At 66.5% G+C, this 11,227-nt stretch carries 12 protein-coding genes; all 12 read right to left on the bottom strand.

The annotated features are described in order from the left end of the window. Positions 1-147: 147 nt before the first annotated feature. Complete coding sequence (locus tag QH196_RS05875; protein WP_280414718.1) at positions 148-525, bottom strand: F0F1 ATP synthase subunit epsilon; 378 nt, start codon at positions 523-525, stop codon at positions 148-150. A 6-nt stretch (positions 526-531) separates the two neighbouring features. After that, entirely contained in the window at positions 532-1,980 is a 1,449-nt protein-coding gene (gene atpD / locus QH196_RS05870; RefSeq protein WP_280414717.1) for a F0F1 ATP synthase subunit beta, read from the bottom strand. Positions 1,981-2,002: 22 nt separating this feature from the next. Further along, positions 2,003-2,974, bottom strand: coding sequence for a F0F1 ATP synthase subunit gamma (locus tag QH196_RS05865; RefSeq protein ID WP_280414716.1), 972 nt, complete (start codon positions 2,972-2,974; stop codon positions 2,003-2,005). Between the two features lie 61 nt (positions 2,975-3,035). Next, on the bottom strand, positions 3,036-4,673 hold the full coding sequence (gene atpA / locus QH196_RS05860) for a F0F1 ATP synthase subunit alpha (RefSeq protein ID WP_280414715.1): 1,638 nt from the start codon (positions 4,671-4,673) through the stop codon (positions 3,036-3,038). 84 nt (positions 4,674-4,757) lie between these two features. Beyond that, the gene (locus QH196_RS05855; RefSeq protein ID WP_280414714.1) at positions 4,758-5,567 is read right to left on the bottom strand and encodes a F0F1 ATP synthase subunit delta; all 810 of its coding nucleotides are present in this window, start codon (positions 5,565-5,567) and stop codon (positions 4,758-4,760) included. Positions 5,568-5,586: 19 nt separating this feature from the next. Beyond that, the gene (locus QH196_RS05850) at positions 5,587-6,147 is read right to left on the bottom strand and encodes a F0F1 ATP synthase subunit B (RefSeq protein WP_280414713.1); all 561 of its coding nucleotides are present in this window, start codon (positions 6,145-6,147) and stop codon (positions 5,587-5,589) included. Between the two features lie 5 nt (positions 6,148-6,152). Further along, positions 6,153-6,401, bottom strand: coding sequence for an ATP synthase F0 subunit C (locus tag QH196_RS05845; RefSeq protein WP_033247481.1), 249 nt, complete (start codon positions 6,399-6,401; stop codon positions 6,153-6,155). Positions 6,402-6,478: 77 nt separating this feature from the next. Further along, entirely contained in the window at positions 6,479-7,204 is a 726-nt protein-coding gene (gene atpB / locus QH196_RS05840; protein ID WP_280414712.1) for a F0F1 ATP synthase subunit A, read from the bottom strand. 395 nt (positions 7,205-7,599) lie between these two features. Beyond that, positions 7,600-8,067 carry a hypothetical protein gene (locus QH196_RS05835; RefSeq protein ID WP_280414711.1) on the bottom strand — a complete coding sequence of 156 codons (468 nt, stop codon included), beginning with the start codon at positions 8,065-8,067 and terminating at the stop codon, positions 7,600-7,602. 10 nt (positions 8,068-8,077) lie between these two features. Further along, positions 8,078-9,244, bottom strand: coding sequence for an MraY family glycosyltransferase (locus tag QH196_RS05830; RefSeq protein ID WP_280414710.1), 1,167 nt, complete (start codon positions 9,242-9,244; stop codon positions 8,078-8,080). A 52-nt stretch (positions 9,245-9,296) separates the two neighbouring features. Then, positions 9,297-9,962: an L-threonylcarbamoyladenylate synthase gene (locus tag QH196_RS05825; protein WP_280414709.1), complete on the bottom strand. Its 666-nt coding sequence runs from the start codon at positions 9,960-9,962 to the stop codon at positions 9,297-9,299. A gap of 201 nt (positions 9,963-10,163) precedes the next feature. Next, positions 10,164-11,048 carry a peptide chain release factor N(5)-glutamine methyltransferase gene (prmC, locus tag QH196_RS05820; RefSeq protein WP_280414708.1) on the bottom strand — a complete coding sequence of 295 codons (885 nt, stop codon included), beginning with the start codon at positions 11,046-11,048 and terminating at the stop codon, positions 10,164-10,166. Positions 11,049-11,227: the final 179 nt, after the last annotated feature.

The following is an 11,227-nucleotide window of genomic DNA, read 5'->3' as shown; positions in this document are numbered from 1 at the left end:
CGGACGCCGATGACGGCACGGCGCCACCGTCCGGGTGGCCACCGGACAGGTGTTCGGGCGGCCCCCCCCCCCCCGCGCCCGCGGCGGTGCCGGCGCCCCCCCCCCGGCCCGGAGCCGAAAATATTCTGTTGGTCTCCGGATCGGAGATCAGGAAGCCGCGGCCTGTTCGACAGCGCGGACCCGGGCCTGCGCGGCCAGCTGGTCCCCCGGCGCGGCCGAACTGTCGGACAGCACCTTGCGTGCCGCGTCGATATCGACCTCCGTGGAGAACTCGGCGGTCTCGGCCAGTACACGCACGGTATCCGCGGTGACCGAGAAGAAACCACCGTGTACCGCGGCCACGACCCGATTGCCCTCGGTATCGACGATGGTCACCGTGCCGCCCTCGATCAACTGCCCCAGCAGGGGTTCGTGACCGGGCATGATGCCGATCTGGCCCTCGGTGGTCTGGGCGCTGACGAAGTTCGCCCGGCCCGACCAGAGCCGCCGCTCGACCGCGACGAGATCAACTGACATATCCGCCATGAAGGACTACTTTCCGGCGATCTTCTTCGCGGCCGCCTCGACATCGTCGAGACCACCGCAGCTGTTGAACGCCTGCTCCGGGAAGTGGTCGAATTCGCCCTTGCAGACCCGGTCGAAGTCGTCGATGGTCTGCTCCAGCGGCACGACCGAACCGGGCTGACCGGTGAACTTCTCGGCCACGATGAAGTTCTGGCCGAGGAACTTCTCGAGACGACGCGCACGGCCGACGAGAACCTTGTCCTCTTCGGACAGCTCGTCCATACCGAGGATGGCGATGATGTCCTGCAGTTCCTTGTACTTCTGCAGGATCCGCTTCACCTCGTTGGCCACCGCGAAGTGCCGGTCGCCGACGATCGAAGCCTCGAGGATACGAGAGGTCGAGGTCAGCGGGTCGACGGCGGGGTAGATACCCTTCTGCGAAATCGGGCGGGAGAGCTCGGTGGTCGCATCCAGGTGGGCGAAGGTGGTCGCCGGGGCCGGGTCGGTGTAGTCGTCGGCGGGGACGTAGATCGCCTGCAGCGAGGTGATCGAACGACCACGGGTCGAGGTGATGCGCTCCTGCAGTTCACCCATCTCGTCGGCCAGGGTGGGCTGGTAACCGACAGCGGAGGGCATACGACCCAGCAGGGTCGAAACCTCGGAACCGGCCTGGGTGAACCGGAAGATGTTGTCGATGAACAGCAGCACGTCCTGGTGCTTCACATCGCGGAAGTACTCCGCCATGGTCAGCGCCGACAGGGCGACGCGCATACGGGTGCCCGGCGGCTCGTCCATCTGGCCGAAGACGAGGGCAGTGTCCTGGAGGACGCCCATCTCCTCCATTTCCAAGTGCAGGTCGGTGCCCTCACGGGTGCGCTCACCGACGCCGGCGAACACCGAGGTACCGGAGAACTCCCGCGCGATACGGGTGATCATCTCCTGGATCAGAACGGTCTTGCCGACACCGGCACCACCGAACAGACCGATCTTGCCGCCCTTGACGTACGGGGTCAGCAGGTCGAGCACCTTGACGCCGGTCTCGAGGATTTCGGTCTTGCCCTCGAGCTGGTCGAAGCTCGGCGGCTTGCGGTGGATACCCCACTGCTCGCCGTCGCGGCCGAGGCCGGGGCTGTCGAGGCAGTCGCCGAGGGCGTTGAACACGTGGCCCTTGACGACATCGCCGACCGGCACCGAGATCGGCTTGCCGGAGTCACGGACCTCGGCGCCACGGACCAGGCCGTCGGTGGGCTGCATCGAGATAGTGCGCACGATGTTGTCACCGAGGTGCTGGGCGACCTCGAGGGTCAGCGTCTTGGCCACCGACTTCAAGGTGATATCGGCGGCGAGAGCGTTGAACAGATCTGGGATGGAGCCCCGCGGGAATTCGACGTCCACGACGGGGCCGATAACGCGGACCACGCGGCCACTGGCGGCGCTGGTCCGGCTCGAGTCTTCTCGAGTAACAGCTGCGGTCATTTCTAGGTTCTCTTCCTGCGTCTCAGTCGCGTTCCGAGCTGGCCGCCAGGGCATTCACGCCGCCGACGATTTCGCTGATTTCCTGCGTGATGTTGGCCTGCCGCAACGAGTTGGCCTGCCGGGACAGGGAACTCGCCAGTTCATTGGCGTTGTCGGTGGCCGCCTTCATTGCGGTGCGCCGAGCCGCATGCTCGGATGCCGCTGCGTCGAGCAACGACGCGTAGATCCGCGTATTGATGTACTTGGGCAGCAGGGCCGCCAAGAGTACATCGGCGTCGGGCTCGAATTCGTACTGCGCGCTCACCTCGGCCGTGGGCGAATCGGTGAGCATATCCTCGCCCAGGTCGAAGTTCTCGTCGACGAAGGAGATCTGGATCGGCGCCATCCGGCGCACCTCCGGCGTCTGCGACAGCATGCTCACGAACCGGGTGTAGACGATATGGAGTTCATCCACGCCCGCGATCGAACCGGTACCGTCCGGTGCCGGAACCTCGCCCGCAGACCCGGCCATGAAACTGTCGACCAGGTGGTTACAGGCCGCCGAGGCGTCCGGGTAGCCCGGCTGCTGGGAGAACCCGGTCCACGCGGCAACGGGCCGGCGGTCACGGAAGGTGTAATACGTCAGGCCCTTGTTGCCCATGACGTAGAGCACCGGTTCCTTGCCCTCTTCGCGCAGGGTGGTCATCAGCTCCTCGGCCCGCTTGAGCACATTGGAGTTGTAACCACCGCACTGGCCGCTGTCGCTGGTGATCACCAGCACCGCGGCACGCTTGGGATCGGGGCGTTCGGTGAGCAGCGGGTGCGCCAGATTCTTCGACGCGCTCGCCAGCTCCGCCACTACTTTGGTGATCTCCTCGGAGTACGGCTTGGCGGCCGCCACCCGGGCCTGGGCCTTGGTGATACGCGAGGTCGCGATCAGTTCCTGGGCCTTGGTGATCTTCTTGATCGAGTTGATTCCACGAATACGGGAGCGCAGCTCGCGCAAGGTAGCCATCGGCGGTTCACACTCCCTTCGTTCGCGGCGTTACAGGAAAACAGCGCATGGTTCGCCCGGTCTACTTCTCGACGTGCTTGCGGGTGACCGACAGCGACTCGACCTCTTCGTGGGCCAGTTCGCCGGCTTCGGCCTCGTTCACCACGCGGCTGCCGTCGGACGCCAGGAAGCCCTGCTTGAACTTGTCGGTGGCCGTCTTGATCTGCTCGGCCGCCTCGTCCTGCAGTACCTTGCCACCGGCGATGCTCGCGAAGGCATCGGCCGCGTTGGCGTGCAGATCCTCGAGCAGCTCGACATTGAACCGGCGGATATCGGCGACCGGCACCGAGTCGTAGTAGCCGGCGTCGACCAGGTAGATCGAGACGATCTGATCCTCGACCGCGATCGGCGAGTACTGGTCCTGCTTGAGCAGCTCGACCCAGCGGGCACCACGCTCGAGCTGGGCCAGCGACGCGGCGTCCAGGTCGGAGGCGAAGGCGGAGAACGCCTCGAGCTCACGGTACTGCGCCATTTCCAGACGCAGCGAACCGGCGACCTTCTTCATACCCTTGGTCTGCGCGGCGCCACCGACACGGGAGACCGAGGTACCGACGTTGATCGCCGGGCGGACGCCCTTGTTGAACAGGTCGGACTCCAGGAAGACCTGACCGTCGGTGATGGAGATGACGTTGGTCGGGATGAAGGCCGAGATGTCGTTGGCCTTGGTCTCGATGATCGGCAGACCGGTCATCGAACCGCCACCCATCTCGTCGGAGAGCTTGGCGCAACGCTCCAGCAGGCGCGAGTGCAGGTAGAAGACGTCACCCGGGTACGCCTCGCGGCCCGGCGGGCGGCGCAGCAGCAGCGAGATGGCGCGGTAGGCCTCGGCCTGCTTGGTCAGATCGTCGAACACGATCAGGACGTGCTTGCCCTCGTACATCCAGTGCTGGCCGATGGCCGAACCGGTGTAGGGGGCCAGCCACTTGAAGCCGGCGGAATCGGAGGCCGGTGCCGCCACGATGGTGGTGTATTCCAGCGCGCCGTGCTCCTCGAGGGCGGATTTGACGCCCGCGATGGTGGAGCCCTTCTGGCCGATCGCCACGTAGACGCAGCGCACCTGCTTGGCCGGGTCGCCCGACTCCCAGTTGGCCTTCTGGTTCAGGATCGTATCGATGCACAACGCGGTCTTACCGGTTTTGCGGTCACCGATGACCAGCTGACGCTGACCCCGGCCGATGGCGGTCAGGGCGTCGATGGCGGTGATACCGGTGGCCATCGGCTCCTCGACCGGCTGCCGCTCCAGCACGGTGGCGGCCTGCAGTTCCAGCACGCGCCGGTCGTTGGACTCGATCTCGCCCAGACCGTCGATCGGCTGGCCGAGCGGGTTCACCACGCGGCCGAGGAAGTTGTCGCCGACCGGAACCGAGAGCACGTCGCCGGTGCGGCGCACCTGCTGGCCCTCTTCGATCTCGGCGAACTCGCCGAGGATGACGGCACCGATTTCGCGGTCCTCGAGGTTCAGCGCCACACCGAGCACGCCACCCGGGAATTCGAGCAGCTCGTTGGCCATGGCCGAAGGCAGGCCGCTGATATGCGCGATGCCGTCACTGGTATCGGTGACAACACCGACTTCCTCGATGGAGGTTTCCGGGGTGTAGCTCTGGGTGTAGCTTTCGATCGCGCTACGGATCTCGTCGGAGGAGATCGTCAGCTCCGCCATGTTCTTCCTGCTCTCGGTCTCTGGTCTGGAATGTCGGGGGGTGTGGTGCGGCCGGGGCGCCGGGGATTACCCGGTGGCGTACCGCTAGGTCAGCGAGCGGCGCAGCCGTTCCAGTCGGCCGATCGCACTACCGTCGATCACATCGTCACCGATGCGCACGACGAGCCCGCTCAGCAGCCCGGGATCGACTTCGATATGCACGGTGACGGCCTTGCCGTAGATGCGGCCGAGCGCGCCGGCCAGCCGCTCCCGCTGGGAATCGGTGAGCTCGATCGCCGACCGCACATGGGCGACGATCTGCTGCCGCCGGGCCGCGGCCAGATCGGACAGTTCGTCGAAGGCCGGACCGATACCGGAACTCTGCCGAGTCACCACCTGTTCGGCCAGGGCCTGGGTGACGGTCTCGGTCTTGCCGGACAGCAGCCGCTGCAGCAGTTCCCGTTTGGCCGCCGGGGAGGCGGCACGATCGGACAGTGTCCGCTCGAGTTCCGGGTTGTCGTTGATGATCCGGCCCAGCCGGAACAGCTCGTCTTCGACCGCGGTCATCCGGCCCTGTTCGGACGCTGCTTCCAGCAGCGCCAGCTGCCCGAGCAGGACCAGGGTGTCGACCAGGTCGCGGGCACGGGACCAATTCTGGGCCACCGCGGTGGTCAGCACCGCTTGGGTGGCAGCGCTGACCTGGCTCCCGAAGACCCGCTCACTCAGCTCGGCGCGGGCCGAACCGGGCACCGACACGTCCGCGAGCGCCACACGCAGCGGACGCTGGTCGTCCAGTACGTCGACAACGGCGAACAGTTCGGACCCCGTCGTGGCCGCGACACCGTTACTTCCGGTCAGCGCGGCCCGAAGAGCCTCCTTGGACCGGGAGCTGGCCTCACGGCTTGCTGCGTACATGGTTCTCACGCCTCCGTCGTTACCTTCCGACCCCGATACCGGCATCCGACCGGTCGATCTCATCGAGGAATCGATCGATCGTCGCGGCCTGCTTGGCCTCGTCCGATACCGACTGCCCGATGACCTTCTCGGCCAGGTCCACCGCGGTGCGGCCGACCTCGGCGCGCAGCTCGGTCAGGATCTGCTGACGCTGGGCTTCCAACTGGGTGTGCCCGGCCGCGACGATACGGTCGCTCTCGGCCTGGGCGTCTGCCTTCATCTGGGCGAGGATCTGCTGGCCCTGGGTACGGGCGTCTTCGCGGATCTTCGCGGCTTCCAGGCGGGCGTCGGCCAGCTGCTTCTGGTACTGCTGCAGCGTCTCCTGGGCTTCGGCCTGCGCCGATTCGGCCCGTTCGATGCCACCCTCGATCTTGTCGGCGCGCTCGTCCAGCACCTTCATCAGGCGCGGAACGGCGTACTTGTAGACCACGAAGGCGATAATCGCCACGCAGACCGCCGACCAGACGATGTCGTACGTCGCGGGGATGAGAGGATTCACATCCTCTCCCTCTTCCGCTGCGAGCAGAATGAACTCGTTCATCGGAATCAGAAGATGAAGCCGGCGACGAGACCGATCAGCGCCAGGGCTTCGGTGAACGCGATGCCGAGGAACATGTTGGTCCGGATGGTGCCCTGGAGCTCGGGCTGGCGGGCAATACCCTCGATCGCCTTACCGACGACGATACCGACGCCGATGCCCGGGCCGATGGCGGCCAGGCCGTAGCCGACAGCGCCGAGGCCCTTCAGCGTGGATTCGTTGGTGGCAGCTTCCTGGGCCAAGTACGAGAGGCTCATGAGTCTTCCATTCCCTTTCTGTTGCTCACCCGCCGGTCGGCGCGGTGCAGCAGGTTCTTATCGGTTGGTCCGGTCGGTCAGTGATCGTCGGCGTGCTGGGCAAGGCTGATGTACACGGCGGTCAGCAACGCGAACACATAGGCCTGCAGGAAGATGACCAGCAGTTCGAAGAGGGTGAAGGCGAGCCCGCCCAGCAGCGAGAAGGGCGAGAAGATCTTCATCCAGTTGTCCGCGTCGAAGAGGAAGAACTGGGTCGCGCTGAAGAACAGCACCAGCATGATGTGACCGGCGAGCATATTCGCCATGAGTCGGACGGTCAGCGTGAACGGGCGCAGGATGAAGGTCGAGACGAACTCGATGGGAATGAGCAGGACGTGCATGGCCGGCGGAACATTCGGAACGACGACGCTGCTGCGCATATAGGTGAAGAAGCCGTACTTCTTGATGCCCACATAGTTGAACGCGATATACGCGATCGCTGCCAGTACCAGCGGCATGCCGATACGCGCGTTCGACGAGATGTTCAGACCGGGAATCACACCCGAGAAGTTCAAGAACAGAACCGTGAAGAAGATCGTCGCGATGAGCGGGAAGAACTTACGTCCGGTTTCCTTGCCGAGGATCTCGTCGCAGATCTGTTCCTTGACGAAGACCATTCCCATTTCGCCGATGCTCTGCAGTTTCTTCGGCACCAGACGCGGGCTGCGGAAAGCCAGGAACAGGAATGCGACCAGCACGGCGGTCATCAGAATCCGGACCAGCATCAGCCGATCGAGTTCGAAGGGGGTTCCTTCGAACAGCACCGCCGGAGGGAAGAAGTCGGTTAGCGACGGCGCGTGAAACTCCGCGGCCAAGGTGGTGACGCTCAGCGTTCTCTCCCGTGTTCGGGCCGCGGGATGTTTTCGTTCCCGCGGTTCGATCGGACATTGACGATCAATGTGGTCGACTGAGGTCGGCTCGAAGTTCGTCAGCAGCTGTAGCGGGAGATCCGCGCTGGCGTCTGTACGTGTGTCGGCGACATCGTCGACATGCAGAACCGAGCTCTGTACAAGCCCGGCACGGCAGTAGCATAGCGGCAGCTCGCAGCACCTTGTCGGCACCCCTCACTGGTCGCTTGCTTACCAAGACTTTACCAAGAGATCTACGACAACGCGTAGCGGGGGCGATGTTATCTACGACAGGTTGTCGTTGACGCCGGTCAGGGCGTTTCGGAATCGCCGCCCGAGCCCTGATCAGGAAGGTTGACAATAGGAACTTTGGTCCGCAATACACCGTAAGTCTCCGCGCCCAGCACGATGATCAGCGCGCCCACGACGGTCAGGAACAATGCGACCCGATCGTAGAACTCGAACTGCTGCAAAACAGCGATAACTATCAGCGCGACCAGCAGCTTTCCGACCCAGCTGGCCAGCATTACCATCCCCGCTGTGGTGGGCGGCAATTTGGCGCCGAGCAACACGACCGCGGCTGTGGCCAGGATGAACCCGCCGCCGATGGCGGCGCCCAGCAGCGCACCCCACAGCCCGGCGGCACCGGCGACCAGGGTCGCGAGGACGACAGCGAGCACGGTCAGCACCACCAGACCGATCAGCCCGTACCGCAGGGCGGCCTTCAGCGGCGCGTCTTGGTGATCGGAGGTACCGGGACTGGCAGAGCTGGTGGACACAGTCCGCACTCTACCCGGCGCCCGTAGCCGACCCCGCCGCATCCCGCCGCGCCTGCCGGCGCCACAACCCCGGAACAGCGGTCACGACCAGCGCAAACAGGAACCCCGCGGCCATCAGCACCACCACCACGCGCCGATCCATCACCGAGGTGCCCACCGCGCCGAAAGCAAGAATGCCGACCCACAGGTAGATGACCAGGACCACCCGGCGCTGCGAATGACCGATCTGCAACAGCCGGTGATGCAGATGCATTTTGTCCGGCGTCGAGAAGCTGACCCCCGCCCGTACCCGGCGCACGATCGCCAGCAGCAGATCCAGCACCGGGATGAACATCACCGCGCCCACCAGCAGCAGCGGCGAGAGCAGACCGACGATATCGCGCGGCCCGTACCCCTGCAGCGGAATCCGGCCGGACGCGCTGGTGGACACGGCGGCCAGCACCAGACCGATCAGCATCGACCCGGAATCGCCCATGAAGATCCGGGCCGGCGAGAAATTATGCGGCAGGAACCCCAGGCAGGCGCCTGCCATCGCCGCCGCCAGCAACGCGGGTGGATAACTGTCCACGGAGCCGCCCTGCTCGGTCAGCAGGCCGACCGCGAACGCGAACACCGCCACCGAGGCGATCAAGCCCAGCCCGGCGGCCAGGCCGTCCAGGCCGTCCACGAAATTCATGGCGTTGATCAACGTCACCGCGACCGCGACCGTCACCAGCCCGCCCTGCAAGCCGTCGAGCACGACGGTGGAATTACTGAACGGGTCGTAGATCAGGTACCAGCCCAGGCCCATCACCGCCATCACCCCCGCGGCGGTGACCTGACCGGCGAACTTGGTCAGCGCGTCGAGACCCCACCGGTCGTCGACGATCCCGACCGCCACGATGATCGTCGCTGCCACCAGCACCGCCGCGATATCGGGCCGGTAATCGAAACCGCGGCGCAGCGCGGGCAGCTGGTGGGCGAACAACACGGCCGCCACCACCCCGATGTACATCCCGACCCCACCCATCCGGGGAATCGGTTTCACATGCACATCGCGGTCACGCGGAATGGCCACCGCGCCGAACCCGATGGCCAGTGTCCGGATCCCGCCCGTGGCCAGGAAGGTGACCACCGCCGAGATCAACAGCACCAGCAGGAGTTCGCGCAGCGGGACAACCGCACCGGACCCGGTCATCGCACCGACCACCCCGTCACCGCGGGTACTACCTCCGCACAGCTCGCAACACTCACTGCGCGACGGGTCCGATCAACGCCTCGGGTGTGGTGCCGAGCACCTCGGCGACGGCCTCGGTGGACACCGCCCCCGCACGCAGGATGCGTGGCTGATCGCCGGTCAGGTCCACGATGGTCGAGGCGGTGGCGTGCTGCGCCGGACCGCCGTCGAGATAGACGCCCACCAGAGAACCGAGCTGGTCACGCGCCTGGGTGACGTTATCGGCGGCGGGGCGACCGGAGATATTGGCACTGGACACCGCCAGTGGACCGACCTCCTGCAACAGCTCCAGGGCCACCGGATGCAACGGCATCCGCAGCATCACGGTGCCGCGCGCGTCCCCCAGGTCCCACGCCAGCGACGGTGCCTGCTGCACCACGATGCTCAGACCACCGGGCCAGAACGCCCGGATGAGGTCGCGCGCCTGCGGGCGCACCGAGAAGACCAGGCCGTCGATGGTGTTCCACGACCCCACCAGCACCGGCACCGGCATATCGCGACCTCGCCCCTTGGCCGCCAGCAGTGCGGCCACGGCCGCCGAATCGAAGGCATCGGCCGCGAGCCCGTACACCGTGTCGGTAGGCACGACAACCAGTCGCCCCGATTTCAGAGCATTGGTGGCCGCGGACAAGCCGGCGGCGCGCGAGTCGGGGTCGGCGCAGTCGTAGACGGTACTCACGGCGACAATCGTATTGCGCCACCCCCGGCGGCGCCGGTTTCGGCCCCCTCGATCCCACGCCGCCAGGTGTCCACCGGCCCGGTCGCGCACCGTTGTACTCGCGGCGCTGCCGGACTCCGACCCACGATCAGCGGCGGTAGCGAGTTCGGCCGGACACCGAGAACGAGATCGGCCCGCTCTGCCGAGCCGATACCCGACTGCTCAGGTAGGGCTCGCCGACGAGATAGCGGCTACGAAACGTGGTTTTCCGGCGAGGTCGGGGTGTTCCACGATTTCTGCGAACCGGCCGTCGGCCGCCAGCAGGCGGGCCAGTTCACCGCCGTTGCTGTCGTCGTGCTCGATCGCCACACCGCCGCCCGGACGCAGCAGCCGGCCGATGAGCGGCACCATCGGCCGGATCACATCCAGCCCGTCGGGGCCCCCGAACAGGGCACGGTGCGGGTCGTGTTCGGCCACCTCGGGTGACAACTGCGCGCCTTCCGGGATGTAGGGCGGGTTGGCGACGACGATATCGACCCGGCCGTTCAGCTGCGTGAGCAAACCGGGGTCGGTGACATCGGCATGATGCAAGGTGATCGGTGTATCACCGGCCGCGCTGTGCAGGTCGGCGTTGCGACGGGCCCAGCGCAAAGCGTCGGCGTCCAGCTCCACGGCATGGACCTCGGCGTCCGGGCGAGCGTGTGCGATCGCCAGCGCCAGGGCGCCCGAGCCCGTGCACAGATCCACCACGATCGGAGTGTGGTCGTGCCGGACCGCCTCCAGCCGGACCAGCGCCCAGGCGAACAGCAACTCTGTTTCCGGGCGGGGTACGAACACCCCGGGCCCCACCTGGAGATCGATCTCACCCATGGACGATTGCCCCGTCAGATGCTGCAGCGGTACTCGCTCGGCCCGGCGGGCGACCAGTGCGTGGTAGGCGTCGAGCTGTTCGGGATCGATCAGCGGTGCGAGCAGAAGCCGTCCGCGTTCCACCCCCAGCACATACGCGGCGAGATGTTCGGCATCGGCGCGCGGGCTCGCCACCCCGGCCGTCCGGAGGGTTTCGATCGCCTCGACGAGCACGGGGCGCAACTGCACACGGGTCACTGTGTTTATTTTGCGCGCCTCCGGCGCGCGGGGTTTAGGCCCCCCCGGCCTTGGGGGGGGGGGGGGGGGGGGGGGGGGGGGGGGGCGGGGGGGGGGGCGGGGGGGGGGGGGGGGGCGGGCCGCGGGGGGGGGGGGGGCCGGCGCGCCGGCCCGCCCGCCGGGGAGGGGGGGGGGGCGGG

Source organism: Nocardia carnea (genome assembly GCF_029868325.1).
Lineage (GTDB): Bacteria > Actinomycetota > Actinomycetes > Mycobacteriales > Mycobacteriaceae > Nocardia > Nocardia carnea_C.
This window is presented reverse-complemented; position numbering and strand designations above follow the sequence as displayed.

Bases quoted from the DNA above. Each gene is read 5' to 3' on its own strand.
- QH196_RS05875 (WP_280414718.1), bottom strand. From the start codon at position 525: ATGGCGGATATGTCAGTTGATCTCGTCGCGGTCGAGCGGCGGCTCTGG.
- atpD (WP_280414717.1), bottom strand. From the start codon at position 1,980: ATGACCGCAGCTGTTACTCGAGAAGACTCGAGCCGGACCAGCGCCGCC.
- QH196_RS05865 (WP_280414716.1), bottom strand. From the start codon at position 2,974: ATGGCTACCTTGCGCGAGCTGCGCTCCCGTATTCGTGGAATCAACTCG.
- atpA (WP_280414715.1), bottom strand. From the start codon at position 4,673: ATGGCGGAGCTGACGATCTCCTCCGACGAGATCCGTAGCGCGATCGAA.
- QH196_RS05855 (WP_280414714.1), bottom strand. From the start codon at position 5,567: ATGTACGCAGCAAGCCGTGAGGCCAGCTCCCGGTCCAAGGAGGCTCTT.
- QH196_RS05850 (WP_280414713.1), bottom strand. From the start codon at position 6,147: ATGAACGAGTTCATTCTGCTCGCAGCGGAAGAGGGAGAGGATGTGAAT.
- QH196_RS05845 (WP_033247481.1), bottom strand. From the start codon at position 6,401: ATGAGCCTCTCGTACTTGGCCCAGGAAGCTGCCACCAACGAATCCACG.
- QH196_RS05830 (WP_280414710.1), bottom strand. From the start codon at position 9,244: ATGACCGGGTCCGGTGCGGTTGTCCCGCTGCGCGAACTCCTGCTGGTG.